This window comes from Embleya sp. L77 (assembly GCF_055557415.1).
In genome coordinates this window covers 2,538,475-2,554,488 of record NZ_CM145710.1, presented here as the reverse complement: position 1 = coordinate 2,554,488, position 16,014 = coordinate 2,538,475, and the positions used below count along the sequence as shown (strand labels likewise).

General features: G+C 72.9%; 15 protein-coding genes. 4 read left to right on the top strand and 11 right to left on the bottom strand.

Features of this window, described 5'->3' with window-relative positions:
* Positions 1–243 precede the first annotated feature (243 nt).
* Positions 244–1,035, top strand: a complete 792-nt coding sequence (locus ACZOOI_RS40885) for a hypothetical protein (protein WP_465281883.1) — start codon at positions 244–246, stop codon at positions 1,033–1,035.
* An 18-nt stretch (positions 1,036–1,053) separates the two neighbouring features.
* Here ACZOOI_RS40885 and ACZOOI_RS40880 read toward each other — a convergent pair whose 3' ends face one another.
* From ACZOOI_RS40880 to ACZOOI_RS40870, 3 genes are all read right to left on the bottom strand, one after another.
* The gene (locus ACZOOI_RS40880) at positions 1,054–1,566 is read right to left on the bottom strand and encodes a hypothetical protein (protein WP_465281882.1); all 513 of its coding nucleotides are present in this window, start codon (positions 1,564–1,566) and stop codon (positions 1,054–1,056) included.
* Between the two features lie 225 nt (positions 1,567–1,791).
* Complete coding sequence (locus tag ACZOOI_RS40875; RefSeq protein WP_465281881.1) at positions 1,792–2,433, bottom strand: NAD(P)-dependent oxidoreductase; 642 nt, start codon at positions 2,431–2,433, stop codon at positions 1,792–1,794.
* On the bottom strand, positions 2,430–3,245 hold the full coding sequence (locus tag ACZOOI_RS40870; protein WP_465281880.1) for an SDR family NAD(P)-dependent oxidoreductase: 816 nt from the start codon (positions 3,243–3,245) through the stop codon (positions 2,430–2,432). Before ACZOOI_RS40870 ends, ACZOOI_RS40875 begins: the two co-directional genes overlap by 4 nt.
* Before the next feature lie 208 nt (positions 3,246–3,453).
* Here ACZOOI_RS40870 and ACZOOI_RS40865 point away from each other — a divergent pair, with 208 nt between their 5' ends.
* Positions 3,454–4,053, top strand: a complete 600-nt coding sequence (locus tag ACZOOI_RS40865; RefSeq protein WP_465281879.1) for a TetR/AcrR family transcriptional regulator — start codon at positions 3,454–3,456, stop codon at positions 4,051–4,053.
* A 142-nt stretch (positions 4,054–4,195) separates the two neighbouring features.
* On the opposite strand, the gene ACZOOI_RS40860 is transcribed toward ACZOOI_RS40865, so the two are convergent.
* From ACZOOI_RS40860 to ACZOOI_RS40845, 4 genes are all read right to left on the bottom strand, one after another.
* Positions 4,196–5,284 (bottom strand): L-tyrosine/L-tryptophan isonitrile synthase family protein, encoded by a 1,089-nt coding sequence (locus ACZOOI_RS40860; protein ID WP_465281878.1) that lies wholly within the window; start codon positions 5,282–5,284, stop codon positions 4,196–4,198.
* A gap of 104 nt (positions 5,285–5,388) precedes the next feature.
* Complete coding sequence (locus ACZOOI_RS40855; RefSeq protein ID WP_465284149.1) at positions 5,389–6,645, bottom strand: cytochrome P450 family protein; 1,257 nt, start codon at positions 6,643–6,645, stop codon at positions 5,389–5,391.
* A gap of 385 nt (positions 6,646–7,030) precedes the next feature.
* Positions 7,031–7,786 (bottom strand): SDR family NAD(P)-dependent oxidoreductase, encoded by a 756-nt coding sequence (locus ACZOOI_RS40850; protein ID WP_465281877.1) that lies wholly within the window; start codon positions 7,784–7,786, stop codon positions 7,031–7,033.
* Complete coding sequence (locus ACZOOI_RS40845; protein WP_465281876.1) at positions 7,783–9,111, bottom strand: alkyl sulfatase dimerization domain-containing protein; 1,329 nt, start codon at positions 9,109–9,111, stop codon at positions 7,783–7,785. Before ACZOOI_RS40845 ends, ACZOOI_RS40850 begins: the two co-directional genes overlap by 4 nt.
* 62 nt (positions 9,112–9,173) lie before the next feature.
* Here ACZOOI_RS40845 and ACZOOI_RS40840 point away from each other — a divergent pair, with 62 nt between their 5' ends.
* Positions 9,174–9,863 carry a TetR/AcrR family transcriptional regulator gene (locus ACZOOI_RS40840; RefSeq protein WP_465281875.1) on the top strand — a complete coding sequence of 230 codons (690 nt, stop codon included), beginning with the start codon at positions 9,174–9,176 and terminating at the stop codon, positions 9,861–9,863.
* Between the two features lie 201 nt (positions 9,864–10,064).
* Here the strand turns inward: ACZOOI_RS40840 and ACZOOI_RS40835 are convergent, their stop codons facing one another.
* From ACZOOI_RS40835 to ACZOOI_RS40820, 4 genes are all read right to left on the bottom strand, one after another.
* On the bottom strand, positions 10,065–10,688 hold the full coding sequence (locus ACZOOI_RS40835) for a phosphatase domain-containing putative toxin (RefSeq protein ID WP_465281874.1): 624 nt from the start codon (positions 10,686–10,688) through the stop codon (positions 10,065–10,067).
* 287 nt (positions 10,689–10,975) lie between these two features.
* The gene (locus tag ACZOOI_RS40830) at positions 10,976–11,887 is read right to left on the bottom strand and encodes a hypothetical protein (protein WP_465281873.1); all 912 of its coding nucleotides are present in this window, start codon (positions 11,885–11,887) and stop codon (positions 10,976–10,978) included.
* Positions 11,884–14,079 (bottom strand): PEP/pyruvate-binding domain-containing protein, encoded by a 2,196-nt coding sequence (locus ACZOOI_RS40825; protein WP_465281872.1) that lies wholly within the window; start codon positions 14,077–14,079, stop codon positions 11,884–11,886. Before ACZOOI_RS40825 ends, ACZOOI_RS40830 begins: the two co-directional genes overlap by 4 nt.
* A gap of 275 nt (positions 14,080–14,354) precedes the next feature.
* Positions 14,355–15,341, bottom strand: a complete 987-nt coding sequence (locus ACZOOI_RS40820) for a class I SAM-dependent methyltransferase (RefSeq protein WP_465281871.1) — start codon at positions 15,339–15,341, stop codon at positions 14,355–14,357.
* 48 nt (positions 15,342–15,389) lie between these two features.
* Here ACZOOI_RS40820 and ACZOOI_RS40815 point away from each other — a divergent pair, with 48 nt between their 5' ends.
* Complete coding sequence (locus ACZOOI_RS40815) at positions 15,390–15,977, top strand: helix-turn-helix domain-containing protein (protein ID WP_465281870.1); 588 nt, start codon at positions 15,390–15,392, stop codon at positions 15,975–15,977.
* The last annotated feature ends 37 nt before the right edge of the window (positions 15,978–16,014 follow it).

Here is a 16,014-nt window from a genome sequence, read left to right as displayed (position 1 = left end):
CGCGCCGCCCGACAACCAAGCGTGCCCAACGACACACCCCGCGCCCCCGCCTCGCGCTCCGCCTCTCCACCCCTTCATCCCTCCGCTCCGCGCCCCCGCCCCCCTTCTACATCCCACACCCGCCTCGCCACCCTCTGCCCGTCCGCCCCCTACGCCCCACGCATCACACGCATCGCATCACACGCAGCACGTCTTCCCCCACAGTCCTGACGGGATGTCACCCCGGTCCGTACGATGCGAGTCATGACGGGGGTCACGGAAGACCGGAATCGGCACGGAAACCTGGTACTGCTGCTGGCCGCGCTGCTCTTCGCGGTCCTGGTGTTGCCGCACGTATTGGAGGACGACGACGGGCGCTCCCCGGCCGGGCTGACGGCTGCCACTCGAGGTCTGCCGTCGGGAGGGTTGCCCACGGGGGAGGCGGCGGTGCGCGGATTGCCGTCGGATCCGCGCCGGACGCCGGGACGGGCCACCATCGCGCCGGACTCCCGCCCGGGGATCGACACGCCGCCGGCACCGGTACGCGACCCGCAGGCGGACGCGTTCGCCGCCGTGGCCCGGAAGGGGGTCTGCCTCAACGCGTGGCAGACCGGCACCGAGCGCGGCAGCGGATGGAACAGCGACACCCCGCGCGCGGTGGACTGCGACGCCGATTCCGCGTTCGTGCGGGTGGTCGGGGTCAATGCCACGAACTGCCCGACCGCCGATCCGGGAATCGCCGGCTGGCGGTACGGGACCGTCGAACTGTGCCTGGAACGGCAGTTCCGTCAGGGCCAGTGCTTCCTCGTCTCGCGCGAAGGCGGCACCCAGGACATGCCGCACTATTCCGCCAACCTGTTCACCTGGGTCGATTGCGGCGCGCAGCGGATCCCGTCGGGCTTCGACTCGCTCCTGGCCGTCACCGGCGTGTATCGCGCGCCGAGCAACGTGCAGGCCGGAGCATGTGCGCGGACGGCCAACGACCGTACGTACTACTGGTATTGGGTCGCGCGCTCGAACAGCACCCTGGTCTGCGCCACCTACCCGCGCCGCTGAAATGCCCCGCCCTCGGGCTCAGTTGCGTGTTGCCGTGTGCATGACACCGAATCCGATCCCGAGGGCGGCGACCACGATCGGGCCCGACGCGAAGTAGTAGGCCGCGGTGACGGAAGCCAGTGCGCAGTAGGCGGCGGAAACGTAGGACAGGGCCACCTGTAGTTCCGCCGAGCCGTGCCTGTTGAGGCGCACGACCAGGGCGCAGCAGACCGCCGCCCACAGCGCCGCACGCTCCTGCCCGAACGACACCGACTCGTACAGTTCGGCCGCGTCGCGGTGCCAACCGTCGTCGGCCAGCGACGCGGCGAAGTCGAGCACCGAGCGGAGATCGTCCGGTGGCCGGCGGGTCCCGGATCTCAGGCCCTCCATCGTCGATCTCCAGTATTCGGACAGGAGCAGAATCGCCAGCCCGACGCCGTGGCACACCTTGGCGAACCCGTCACCGGACCCCAGTCGCGACGTGGCCCCGCCGTCCTCCCCCGCCTCGGATCCCGCCGTACCGCCGTCCCCCGTACCCCCGTCAACCGCCATACGGGCAGCGTAGCGAGGAGCGCGCCACCGCGCGGGCCCATGGCCGACCGAACGTCCATCCCTCGGCCAACCGAACAGCCGTGGCACTCGGCCGAGTTCGGCGAGCGCCCCGATCCACGCACCGGCCGTCGGGGCGGAGCGCGTGGCGGGATGTCTGCCCGGATCGTCGGCATGGTCCTTCCTCGTGGATCGAGCGGGTGTGGCGGGGCCGGGCGGGCGGCGCCGTCAGTACGAGAGCGAAACGCGGCGCCGGAAGAGGGCGCGGTCGTCGAGGTGGCCCAGGACGAAGTCGGCAAGGTCGGCGCGGGAGATCTGCGTCGGCCGATCGAGCGGGCGGTCCCCGTCGTGGGTGAATCGATACGTGCCGGTGCGTGGTCCGTTGGTGAGCATGGGGGCCCGCACGACGGTCCAGTCGACCCGGTCGTCGGCGGCGAGATCTTCCTCCATGCGCCGCATGTCGGCGTAGGCGTGGCGGTGCAACGGCCGGATGATCAGGCGGGTGACCAGGCGTTGGGCCGCCGGCGTACCGGCCCCCGAGTCCAGGGCGCCGGAGGAGAGGCAGAACAGGCGCCGGACGCCCGCGGCGGTCATCGATCGGCGCAGGTTGGCCGTGCCCTGCGAGTAGATCGTGGTTCGCGCCCGGGTGGTGGCGCCCAGCGCGCTGAGCACGACGGTGTGGCCGGGCAGTATGACGTCGAGGTCGGCTCGGTCCAGTGCGTCGCCGGCCACGACGCGCAGTCGCTCGTGGCGTGTGGTGATGCGTTCGGGGTGTCGGGCGAGGGCGGTGACGTGGTGGCCGGCGACCAGGGCCTGCCCGACCAGGCGGGCTCCCGTACCGCCGGCCGCGCCCACGACGAGCAGGTTCACGTCGCGGTCGGGTTCGGTCGCAGACCACCGGCGGGGCGGCGGAAAGGCGGCGAGCCGGCGAGCTTGCCGCCGTCGATCGGCAGTGTGGCGCCGGTGATGAAGGACGATGCGTCCGAGCACAGCCACACCACCGCCGCCGCGACCTCCTCCGGGAGGCCGATCCGCCGCATCGGCATCGCCTGGGCGGCGGCCTGCCGGGCTTGTTCGCCGGCGGCTTCGAGTTGTTCGGTGTGAATGGGTCCGGGTGCGAGTGCGTTGACCCGGATGCCCGCGTCGGCGTAGTCGAGTGCGGCGGTCCGGGTGAGCCCGATCAGCCCGAACTTGGCCGAGACGTAGCCGGTCAGTCCGCCGACCGCCTGGAGTCCGGCGGTGGAGGACATGTTGACGATGGCGCCCGCACCCCGGTCGAGCATGGCGGGGATCTCGTACTTCATGGCCAGGAAGACCCCGCGCAGGTTGACGGCCAGGGCGCTGTCGAAGTCGGCGATCTGCACGTCGGCGAGCGGAGTGGGCGGATGGCCGCCGCCGGCCGCGTTGTTGACCGCCGCGTCCAGGCGTCCGAATCGGTCCAAGGTCGCGTCGACCAGGCGTTCCACGGCGGCGGGGTCGGTGACGTCGGTGGGTACGGCGAGCGCGCGACCGCCGGCCGCTTCGATCTCGGCGGCCGACGCGTGCAGCGCGTCGGCGTCCCGGGCGGCCAGCACGACCGCCGCTCCGGCGCGGTGCAGGGCGCGGGCGGTGGCGGCGCCGATGCCGCGGCTCGCACCGGTCACGATCGCGACCCGGCCGTCGAGCGGTTGTTCGGTGAACATGGTGCACTCCTGTATCGATCGAGGCTGAGCGAATGTGTCGGGGGTTCGGGTGAAAAGCGAAGGGAGGAGTCGGGTTCGAGTGAAGGGAGAAGTCGGGCGCCGCCGGGTCGGCAACGCTTCCGGGCAGGCCGGGGTAGGCGCGACCCGGTGGGTCGCGTAAGATTCAATGGACAGACAGTAAATCCAAATGTGGGAAGGGGCAAGCCGCGTGAGTCCGCGCGTGTACAAGTCCGACAAGCGCCAAACCGCCGCCGAGGACACCCGGCAGCGGATTCTGGCGGCCGCCCGCGCACTGCTGGCGGGCGCGAAAGCCACCCAGATCTCGGTGGACGCGATCGCCAAGGCCGCGGATGTGTCACGGCAGACGATCTACAACGCCTTCGGCTCCAAGTCCGGCCTCCTGGAAGCCCTGTTCGACTCGCTGGCCGGCCGGGCGGACATCGACCTGCCCCACGCCTTCGCCGCCGCCGACGCGGGCGCGGCGCTGCGCCGGTTCACCGAGGGCTTTTGCCGCTTCTGGGCCTCGGATCCGGTCGTGATCCGGCGACTGCGTGGCATGGCAGTACTGGACTCGGACCTCGACCGGTTGCTGCGCGAGCGCGACGACATGCGCCGCACCGCGCTGACCACGCTGCTGGGCGCCCATGCGGAGACGACCGCCGACGACACGATCGACCTCATCTGGCAGCTCACCGGCTTCGAGACCTACGACGGCCTGGCCCGCCGCGAACCCACTCGGGACCCGGCGGCGGTGACCGACCTGGTGGTGACCGCCGTCACGGCCGTGTACGCGGCGGCGGGCAACTGAGGCCCGGCCGGTGGGTCGGTGTCGGTGCGGACGGATACATTCGCCGGTGCCGCCGGAGACTTGCCCCCCAACCAGGTCCGGCGGCGCCGAACGGTCCGCCGCCCATCGGGGCGGCGGACCGTTCACACCCGCCCGCTCGGCGTCATCCGGCAGACGGGCCGGCCTCTCGGGGGTGACCGGACGAGCCCGTCCCGGCGCCGAGCGACCCGGCGGTACACCCCGGCGGGCGGTCCCCCGGCTCCTGGCGGAAGTGACTGGGACGCCCGTCGCGATGGACCAGCACGCCCAGGCGGGCCGCGTCGGCGCGGTGGAGCAGGTGCGGGCGGCCGTCCGGGCCGTGCAGGACGGCGGCGTGCCAGGGGGTGGCCCACACGTCGGGGGTGTCCAGGAGTCGGATGCCGAACTTCTCGGCGCCACGTCGTTGCGGGTGGATGGACAGGCGCAGCGCGTCCGGGTGGCGTTCGGCGATCAGGTCGCTCCACGCGCGGCTGCGCTGGATGACCCCGTACGCGCGGGTGCGGCAGTCGCGTTGCAGCGCGGAGCGGGTGCCGGGGAAGTCCACCGCGTCCTCGAAGAGGAACCGGGTGATCCCGCGATACAGGCGCAGCGTGTCCTCGTCGGCGCGCACCTGGGCCCGCAACTGCGCGACGCCTGGCGCGTGTCGCGCGTGCAGCCAGGCGCGTCTGCGCTCGTGGGTGTCCGCGCCGTGGGCGTCGCGCGGTCCGTCCCGGACGTCGCGCAGATCGAGGACGCCCAGGTGACGCAGGTCGTCCCGGGCGATGATCGCGCGCAGTTCGTCGGCGTAGGCGTCGACGTGCGGGTCCGGGACGTTGACGAGGTCGGCGAAGACGTGGCCGTCGGAGCAGATCAACATGCGTGCGCCGGGTGGGTGGATGCGGGCGATCGAGGCGCACAGTCGGTCGAGGAAGGCCAGGCTCAGGCGTTCGCCCTGGTCGGGGAGCCGGCCGAGGACCTTGTCCGGATTGGGCGACTTGCAGGGGAAGGCCGGGAGGGTGAACACGACGGGTTCGTCGCGGTCGACGAAGTGGGCGAGGCGGTCGAGTTGGTGGGGGAAGTCGGTGACCGCATCGGGGTCGGCGTCGGCGTCGGCGTCGCCGCCGGGCGGGCGGTCCTGCTCCGCCGCGCGGCGGTGCGGCAGCAAAAGGGCCAGGATCGCGGCGCAGGTCGCGGATGTGCGCGCGGGGTCGCGGGGGCGGGTGGCGGCGTGCATGGGTCGGTGTCTCCACGGGGGCAGGCGGCAGGGGGCGCCTCGGCGCGGGCGGTGTGGGCATGCGGTGGTTCGACTCGGGCGGTGCATGGGGTGGTGGGGGCTGCTCAGCTGCGTTCGCGGTAGGCGACCGGCAGCGAGTCGACGCCGCGGGCGAGCACTGCCGGGATCCAGCCGATCTCCTCGACCGGTACCGCCGGGGCCAGGCCGGGCAGGCGCGCGAGCAAGGTGCCGAGGGCGACCTGGAGTTCGACCCGGGCCAGGGCGGCGGCGGGGCAGAAGTGCAGGCCGTGTCCGAACGCGAGGTGCGGGTTGGGGCTGCGGTCGAAATCGAGGGTGTCGGCGTCGGGGAAACGTTTCGGGTCGCGGTTGGCCGCGCACAGCGAGACGATGACCGAATCGCCGGCGGGCACGGTGGTCCCGTGCAGATCGTCGTCCGTGCCGAGGAAACGCCACGTGGTGAGTTCGAACGCGCTGTCGTAGCGCAGCAGTTCCTCGACCGCTGCGGGCAACAGGGCGGACTCGGCGCGGAGTCGGGCCAGGTGCCCGGGGTGGCGCAGCAGGGTCATCAGGGCGGTGCTGATCTGGTTGGTCACCGGTTCCTGTCCGGCGACCAGGAGTTGGAAGACCATCGAGTCCAGTTCCTGGTCGGTGAGATCGCCGGCGGTGTGTGCGGCGACCAGTCGGCAGAGCAGGCCGTCGTCCGGGTGGGCGCGCCGGTCGGCGACCACGTCGGCGATGTAGGTCTGGAGTGCGCGCAACCGTCCCTCGTAGTCGGCGCGTCCGGGATCCCTGGGCCCGACCGGCTGGACGACCTTGCACCATTCGCGGCGGAATCCGGCGGCCGACTCGGCCGGGAGGCCGATGACTTCGGCCAGGACCAGGAACGGGAAGCGGGCGGCGAAGCACGCGACCAGGTCGGCGCCGCCGGTGGCGGGCATGGCGTCGACCAGGGTGTCGGCGATGTGTTGGATCCGCGGGCGCAGCGCCTCGATCCGGCGCGGTGCGAACGCGTCGGTGACCAGGCGTCGCATGGCGGTGTGCTTGGGCGGGTCCTGGTGCAACAGGTGAACCTGGAGTTGCGCGTGTTGCGGTTCGGGCATGATCGAGGCGAGGGCACGCCAGCGGTCGTTGCCCAGGTCGTGATTCTTGCCCAGGCGCGGGTCGTTGAGCGTGGCGTGGGCGGCCTCGTAGCCGGTGACCAGCCAGGCCCCGACGCCGCTGGGAAAGCGCACCCGATGAAGGGGGCCGGCGTCGCGAAGCTTGGCGTACAGCGGATAGGGATCGCGCTTGTACTCGCGCCCGTACAGACCGACGGGTTCGCGGGGGTCGCAAGCCGACGCGTCGGTATCCGAGGCCCGCACGCCGGCGTTCGGGCCGGGCACGTCGGTGTTCGGCCCCTGCGCATGGGCGTTCGGGCCCGGTTCGGGCGTGCTTGTACCGGGTTCGACCTGGGTCACGGGGGTGCGCCTTCCTGGTGCGGATTCCCAACGGGGCGTCGCGAAGGGGTGCGGCGGGCTCGGTCCTCGGGGTGCGGACCCGGCCGGCGCGTGCGTAGGTATCCGAGTAGTCGGGCGCGAGCCGACTCCGGTTCCGGCGAAGCGGAGACGGTTTCCCAAGCCCGCCGCCTCTTCCGCTCCCGTGCCACCGTGGGCGCGCAGACGCCGCCGCCCTCGCCGAAGGAAACGGCGAGGGCGGCGGGTGGCGGGCGGACGAGTGGCGGCCGGCGGCCGGCCTGCGGCAGGTGGGTCAGCCGGGCATGGCGGTGCCGCCGTTGACCCGCAGGATTTGGCCGGTGACGAAGCCCGAGGCCGGGGAGGCGAGGTAGCGAATGGCCCAGGCGACGTCGTCCGGTCGGCCGATGCGTCGCAACGCCGCCGCCTCGATGTTGGCGGCATGCGGGACGCCGGCGGTCATCGGCGTATCGATGACACCCGGTGCGACGGCGTTGACCCGTACGCCCCGGGAACCCACCTCGATGGCGAGGGTCTTCGTGAGTTGGGCGACCGCGGCCTTGGACATCGCGTAGCACGCGACGTTGGGGCGCAGCGTGTCGATGGCGCTGGAGGCGACGTTGACGATGCTGCCGTGGCCCTGGGCGGTCATCGCCCGGGCCGCGGCGCGGCAGCCGAAGAAGACGCCCTTGAGGTTGACCGCGAGGACCCGGTCCAGGTCGGCCTCGTCGGTGTCGACCACCGGGCGGGAGTGCGGGATTCCGGCGACGTTCACCATGATGTCGAGCCGGCCGTGCTGCTCGGCCGTGCCGGTGACCAGGCGCTCGACCGCGTCGGCGTCCGTGACGTCGAGGGTGTGCGGGTGGGCGCGGCCGCGACCGTAGGCCGCGTCGATCGCCTCGGCGGTGTCGGCCGCGCCGGGCCCGTTGTGGTCCGTACACACCACGTGGGCCCCCGATTCGGCCAGCCGGACCGCGGTCGCCCGGCCGATGCCGCTCGCCGCTCCGGTGACCACGGCGACCCACCCGGTCAGGTCGTCGGCGGCGGTCATCGCACGCCCCCGTCCGCCGCGTCGAGAGCCGCGAGCGCCACTCGGGCCGCGTCGGCCGCGGTGCGGTAGATGCCCCGGCCCATGAAGGAGGGTTCCGCGTCGAGGCGCACGCCGAACGCGTCGGCGGCGGCCTGCTGGGCACGCCTGCTTCCCGGCTCCGCCAGGGTTGCCAACTCGGCGAGGTGACAGGACAGTTGCAGGTCGTCGGCGAGCACTGCCCGGGCCCGCTCGGCCAGGACGTCGGCGCCGCCGGCGAGTTCCGCGAGGGCGGCGGCGAGCCGTTCGCGCGGTGCGGGCAGCAGGTCGGCGGCGTAGCCGTTCCACCAGCCGCCGTACAACCGGATCACGTTGGCCGCGATGAACTCGGGCCGGTCGTGCAACGGCCGCAGGTACGGGAGGTGTTCGAGGTGCGCGGGCACGCGCAGGCTGTCCAGGATGGCGTCCGGGCGCAGTCCGGCATTCAGGCCGGCCAGCGTATGTTCGACGATGTGGCGCAGCAACTCGGCGGCATGACCGAGGCGTTCGCGGATGACCTGCGCGCCGACGATCGGCATCGAGTGGCCGGGGATCAGGACCTGCGCGTCCAGGGCGGCGATCCGCTCGAAGGCGTCGGCCCATTCCTCGGCGTAGCGCTGGACCTTCTGCGGGTTGCCGGCGTTGGGACACACGCCGTTCCACAGGTCGCCGACGCAGACCAGGCGCCGGCCGGGCATCCACACCCACGTGGCGTCGTCGGTCTCCGCACGCGCGTGGTGCAGCCGGAACTCCTCGCCGCCGATGCGCAGGGTCAGCGCGTCGTCGTAGAGCGTGTCCGGCCAGATCACGTCGGAGTCCTGGCTCGGCCACCAGGTGCGTGATCCGCCGGATTGCCGGGCGTTGAGCGTCGTGTTGAACGCGGCGGTGCGGATGTAGCGGCGGAACCGGTCCATGGTCGCGCGGTGCGCGACGATCCTGGGGCGCGGGTCGCCGCGTCGGGCCGCCTCGGCCAGCAGCGGGCCGTGGCCGAACGCGTGGTCGATGTGCGCGTGGGTGTACACCACGGTGTGCAGCGGCGCCCGGGTGACCGTACGGATCAGCCGGAGCAGTTCCGGTCCGTCGTGGCGCATCCCGGTGTCGACCAGGACCAGGCCCTCGTCGGTCTCGATCACCGCGCAATTGACCACACCCGCGGTGATCTGCCACGTACGCGGCGCCACCTCGATGGCCCGGCCCTTGGGTTCCGACCACACCTCGAACAGCTGCCCCATGGTGCTCACGGGCGTGCGGTGCGGTGGCGTGCCGGCGGTCTCCGGCGCGTCGGCGGCGTCCGGTATCCGATCGTTCATGTGCGTCTCCCTGGGCTGGGCGGACCTGTCCATCACCTGATTGAATCAGGTGATGGACTATCATGATCCGGCAACGGCGACAAGGCCGGGCGACGGCGCTGGAAGGCGGCTACACCATGCGGGAGAACGTGGGGGTGCGATCGGAGGCGGGCGGCGACACGACCGTGCGACGCCTGATCGAGGCCGCCGAACGCCGGATCGCGGAGGTGGGCATCGATGCCGCGTCGATGCGCGCGATCAACGCCGACGCGGGGGTCAACGTGGCCGCGGCGCACTACCACTTCGGCTCCAAGCAGGCCCTGGTACGGGCTGTGCTCGCGCACCGCATGAGCGAACTGGCCGCGCGGCGCGACCGCCACCTCGCCGCACTGGCATCGGCCGCGGAGCCCGCGCTCGACGCGGTCGCCGTCGCGTTCGTGCGTCCGCTCGAGGAGATCGCCCGCGAGAAGCCCTGGGGGCGCACGTACTTGAACTTCCTGGCCGCGCTTGCCCGGGCGGCCCCACCGTGGCGCGAACTGCTGGCCGAACAGGCCGCCCTGCACCGCGCGGCCTTCGACGCCGAACTCGCCCGGTCCCTCCCGGGCCTCCCCCGCGGCGTCCTGCGCACCCGCTTCGGCTGGGCGGCGCTCACCGTGGTCACGGCCCTCGCCGACGCGGCGGATCCGGACGCCACCCCCGGGGTCGCCGACGCCCTGGTCGACTACATCTGCGGCGCCCTGGGCGCACCGGTGCACGGCAAACCCCGCGAGTGAGCGACCCGCCGGGTCGAGGCCCATGTGTTGCCCGGTGACGGGCGCACCGGCGCACCGGGAACCCCGCGGGTGAGCTACCCGCCGCCGCACGAGCGGACGCGGCCGCGCACCGGAACGAATCGTCCGGTGCGCGGCCGCGTCGGCGGAACCCCCGGGGACGACCGGTACTTCGGTCGCCGTCGGGGCGGGGTCGGTCGTGGACTACACCGATGCCATGATGCGGCGCGGCGCGTCGAGGATGCGGCTGACGACCTGGATCAGGATCGGGGGCTGGTCGCTGTCGTGGCGACCGTTGGCGAGGATGTAGTAGACCTGCTCGACCGAGGGCGGCCCGACGGCCAGTGCCTGTCGCACGGCCTCGCCGGACGTGGCCTCGCCGGTCCGCACCGAGTAGGCGGCCGACATGGCGCCGGTCCGGCCGACACCGGCGCCGCAGTGCACGAACACCGGCCCGTCGGACGTCTGCACGACCCGCAGGAAGTCGTCGACCTGTGCCTGGGTGGGGGTCTGACCGTCACGGATCGGCAGTCGGACGAGGTTGAGCCCGGCCTGCGCCGGACGATCGAGCTCGGCCGGGGTCATCTTCTCCGCGCGCAGGTCCACGACGGTGCGCACGCCCCGGTCGGCGAGTGCCCGGTATCCGGGATCACCCGGCGCGGAACCACGCCACACCTTCTCGTCCACCTGCTTGAAGTGCTTGATCCCGGCGACCGAGCCGCCCGACGACTCGCCGTGTTGGGCGACCGCGTGGGCGCCGAGCATGCCCAGGACGGAGACCAGCCAAATCACGCCGTAGCCGAGCGCCCCGACGATCACGTACTTCATGACGCGCCTGCGCACACTCCGCCGACGAGCGGCGGGGGCGGGAGGGCCGGCGGGGCCGGCAGCGGGAGCAACGGGCAGAGGGACCATGGGTCCGGACAACTTGAATCACCGTCGATACAGGCGGGCGGGGGGAACGTCCCGGGCCCTGGGGAACCGACGGGTCGTATTCACAAGCTTAACAAATCGACCTCAAGATATTTAGCCTAAATCAGAACTTTTTTAACAAATATGTCTTAATGGTGAACCGCCTGCGAAACCTTCACGGATCCCGTCACGGGCCGCCCGGCTCACGGCTTCGGCGGCACCTGCCCCTCGCCCACGATCTCGGCACGTGCGTGGAAGACCCTTGCATCCAGCAGGCAGCCGCGCAGGCGCATCATGTCGTGGGCGCCGAGGGCCGGTCGCACGACGCCCACCCACACGTCGGCGTCCAACCGGCCGAGCGCCGCGTACTCGGGGCGGGCTCCGGTGGAACTTCGGCAGCCCTCCCACAATTCGTGCGCGGCCACCTCCCGGGCGATGTCGCGATCGTCGCGCGAGATCACCCGGAAGACGACCGTGCTGGCGACCGCTTCCGGCAGACCCTCGGATCGGCTCTCGGTGGCGTCGGCCAGACGGTCGACGAGCAGGGCGATCAGGAACACCGCGAGCAGGGCGGCGGCGACCATCGTGACCGCGCGTACTCGACGGACCGGCGCGACGGCCGGCCGATCCTCCAGTTGGGTCTCGACGCCGGGGGCGTCCTCGTCGGGTGCGTTCAGGGCTGCCAGCCGCCGGGCCAGCATCCCCGTCGATACCGGGTTCGAGGTCAGCCGGGCGATGCGCTGGATCACCCAGGCGACTCCGGAGAGCACGATGCCCGCGGCCAGCAGAACGGGCACGAACACGTGATGCGGGTCGTCGCGGGCCCGCGCGTCCGCCGCGTCGAGCCAACGAAATCTTGCCTTCCCGCTGTCGCCGTCCACCTGCTCCAACCGTCGCCGGGCCTCCTCGGTCCGGTTGTTCGCATCGCTCAATCGCTGCTCCAGCCGCGAGATCCGGCCCAGCAGCACGGTCGTGGCGACCAGGATCTCGACGATCAGGAAGAGCAGCAGGCAAAAAACGGCGCGATTCCACTCCCAGCGATAGAGATAGACCACCGCGTAACATGCCGACGCGGCTCCGGCCACACCGCCGAGCAGGTACCCCACGTACCTCACGCGCCCGCTCCCTCCTGGAATCCCGCACGGACCCCCGTGCCCGTCCCGCTGCCGTCGGGCACCGCGGGGCCGCCCCCGGCCCCCGACTCGGTGCCGTCGGGCACCGCAGAGCCGACCCCCGTAGCCGGCGGCTCCGTGTCGTCGGGCAGCACCGGCTCGGCCGGGCGCGTCACCCGTCCGGTGCCGCCGTCCACCATGACCGTGGTCCCGGGGACGAAGCGGTCCACGGCGTCGGCCACGCCGACGGCGGTCGGCACCCCGCGTTCCCGAGCCAGCACGGCCAGGTGGGACAGCGGGCTCCCGGTCTCGGACACCAGTCCGGCCAGGCCCGGCAGCAGCGCCGCGAGCGCCGGGTCGAGTACCCGTACCACCAGCACGGCGCGAGGGGGTCGCACGCCGACGCCGTCCCACACGGTGCCGGTGCCCGTACCGCCGCCCGCGCCCTGCCCACCGCCGGCGGCACCGGCGCCGGACCGGGCGGGCTCCGCGACCGGTCGGCCCGCGACCAGATGGAACGCGGCGGGCAGCGGCGGGCGGTCCGGCCGGGGTACCCGGGCGGCCAGGTCGGCCGGGAGGTCGGTGCCGTCGGCCGCCGCGACGAGTTCGCTCCAGCGCAGCTGTGCCACGACCGCCGGGTCGTCGACGAGGCCGGCCGTCGCGAGCCGGGCGGCGAACTCGCGCACCATGCCCGCCTGCATCTCCTGCACCCACCGGATCCGCAACCGCAGCCCCTCCCGGACCGGCAGTGTGCCCACCCCTCTCGGCGCCCCCGTCCAGCCGATTCGATCAGGCAGCCGATGCACCCGATGCAGCGACGGCGGCAGCAGTGCCAGCAGGACCGGGTGCTCGACCATCAGGTCCGCGTCGGATCTGCCCGCCGCACGCCCCTCGGACAGCACGGCCAGTGCCTCGCCGGCGATCGTGACCCCCGAACCGCCACCCGTCAGGGCCCCGGCCAGCGCCTCCTGGGCATGGAGCGCCGACAAGGCCCGGCGACCCCACGACGCGGCGGCCACGAGTCGCCCGCCGAGCATCTCCCCGGGCGCCGGGAAACCGGCGAGCCGGCGATCGACGTCGGCCATCAGGTCCAGTGCGAGCAGGGGCAGCGCCGACCGCAACCGGCCCACCCGCCACGCGGCCCCGGCCGCGCGGGCACCGGGCGCGGGGTTCAGCACGTCCAGGACCCGGTGGGCGGACGGAACGACGCCCAACAACCGCAGGTCGGCCACCGCCCGACCGTCGACGGTGCGCACCGTCGGAACGGTCCGCAACCGGCGTCGCGGCGCGGCGCCGGTGATGTCGAGCGCGACCGCCAGCCCGTGGGCCATCGGCAGCACCCACAGATCCTCCTCCAGCGGTTGCAGCACCTCCGGCAGGGTCTCGCCCACCGGTCCCGGTCCCAACAGGCGTGCGCCTCGGGGCGGTCGCGGGGTCATCGCGGTGATCGGGCGGGACTGGAAGAGCCACAGGCGGTCGTCGTCGTCGAAGCCGAACTCGATGTCCTGCGGGGCCCCGAAAAGCTCCCGGGTCCGCCGGGCGAGGGCCACGAGCCGACGCAGCCGGCGCCTGCCCAGGACAGGCCGGCGGAGCGGTTCGGCGGGGTGCGTGCGCAACCGTCGACCGCGGCGGGTCAGCCGATAGTGGATTCCGTCGACGCGACCGTCCACGAGCGGGGCCGGGCTTCCGGGCACGGCACTGATCATGATGCGGTCGTCGCGGCCCTTGACGGGATCCGCCCCGAACATCACCCCGCCCGCGACCGGATGTGCCATCGGCTGGACCAGGACCGCCATGCCGTCGGCGCCGCCCTCGGGGGTCTCGAGGACGCGGGCGGAGTCGAGGACCGTGCCCACGGCCGCGGTGAACGCGGCCCAGCCCCGCACGTCCGGGACGGTCGCGAAGCGGCCTGCCATCGAGGAGTTCGCGGTGTCCTCGTGAACCGAGGAGGAACGCACGATGAGCGACCGGGCGCCGCCGGCGGCCAGGTCGAGCCAGGCTCGACGCAACGATTCCACGCCGTGCGGGGCATTGGGTGCGCGGTCGGCCGGGACCACCACGAACCCCGGCAGCACCGGCAGTCCGGCGGCGGCGGCGCGGGCCAGCGGTGCGGCCTTCCCACCGGTCAGGCGCGGATCGTCGGCCCGTTCTGCGTGCAATGGCACGATGGCCAGCCGGTTCGCGTCGATCGCCATGGCGGGCTCCCTTCCGCCGCCGCCGGTGCTCGTGCCGACGAGGTCCGGATGCCCGTGCGCGGGGCAGGGATTCTCCCGGGCCCGCGACCGCCGAGCAGTGCCGGCGTCCCGACATTCCAGCATCCCTCCCGACCCGCACACAGGCAATCCGACCGGGTGGAACCGGCCGGCTCGGCACCGCTGCGAGCACACCCCGAACGCGCGCCCGGCGGCAGGCATGCGCACTCGTCGGCCGACCATCGCCCGGAGCCCGCAACCCGGCGGGGCGGTGGCGATCACGGTCGACGGGCCGCCCAGGCCGTCCGGCCGCTGCGCATCGTCAGGTCGCGGCGGTCGACCAGTGCGTCGGGTCCGTCGTTCGCCAACAGGCGGTCGAGCGTGTCCAGGTCGTCGGCGGCCAACCGATCGCCGAACGCGGCACGGAAGCGGCTCAGCAGGGCGTACGCGTAGCGCACCGCGACCGGCGGCGCCGGACTCGCCTCGATCGTGAAGGTGTGCCGCCCCACCATCGCGAAACCGGCCCGCTCCAGATACGGCCGCCAATCGGGGTACGCGTTCCCGCCCGCCCGCGCCGCGGCCTCGTGGCAGCGCGCCTCCAGGCCGGGCCGGCCGATGCCGAGGTCGTCGGGCAGGAAGCGGGGCAGCGCGTCCATCTCGACCACCACCAGCAGGCCGCCCGGATTCAGCGCCGCGTGGATGTCGCGCAGCAGGTGGTCCGGATCGGCGAAGTGGTGCAGCGACGAGGCCGCCCACGCGACGTCCACGGCGTCGATCGACGGCCAGGCGACCTCCAGGTCGGCCTGCACGACGTGCAGCCGATCCACCGTGAGGCCGGCCGTCGCGGCGGCCGTGCGCAGTCGGTCGAGCAGCACCGCCGAGCTGTCGATCGCAACGATCTCGGCCGCCTCGAAGCGGCGGGCCAGCGCCAGGCTCCCGGTCCCGGTGCCCGCGCCCACGTCGGCGATCCGACGCGGCGCCTCGGGGCCGTGCCGGCGGACCCAGTCGGTCAGCTCGTCCAGGAGCGACCCGAACACCTCGGCGTCCAGGTCCAACATGTCCGCCCACCCGGATTCGTCGTGGGGCCGGTGCGGATCGCCGTGCGGTGTGTCCGTGCCGCCGCCGTGCCGATCGTGCTGCTGCCGGTGCTGGTGCTGGTGCTGCTGCCGGTCGTGTGGATGCCGGTGCTGCTCCCGGGTCTGCTCTCGGCCCTGCTCGTGGCCCTGCTTCCGGTCCGGTCCCTGAGGATGAGAGTGCGTGGTCATGCCTTCACGGTAGGCGCATTCATGCGCGGGACACATACACTCTTGCCTATGACGCAAGAACTGGGGCTCGATCACGTCGTCCGCCACCGAATCCGCGGGTTGCGCCTCGCCCGGGGCTGGTCCCTGGACGCCCTCGCCGCCCGTTGCCATCTGAGTCCGTCCAATCTGAGCCGGATCGAGACCGGACACCGGCGGATCGCCCTGGACCAGTTGGTCGCCATCGCCCGGGCCCTGGACACCACGCTCGACCATCTCGTCGAGTCCGTCGACGACGAGGACGTGGTGATCCGGCCGCAGGCGTGTCACACCGAAGGCATGACCAGTTGGCTCCTGTCCGGCGAGCGTGCGCTGAACGGGGTCACCGTGGCCAAGCTGCGGATCACCCCCGACCGGCCGACCGGGGCCGAACACCTGAAGGTGCATCCCGGCCGCGAGTGGTTCACCGTGCTGTCCGGCACGGCCCGCCTGCAACTGGGCGAGCGGGTCCTCCTGATCCAGGCCGGCGACGCGGCCGAGTTCTCCACGATGACTCCGCACAGCGTCGGGGCCCAGGACGGGCCCGTGGAGATCCTGATCATCCTCGACCACAACGGGGAACGCTCCCACCTCCCGACCGGAGCGGTTCCGCGCCGGTGAGCCCGGCCGGTCGCCGCAGCACCCGCCCCATCGCCCG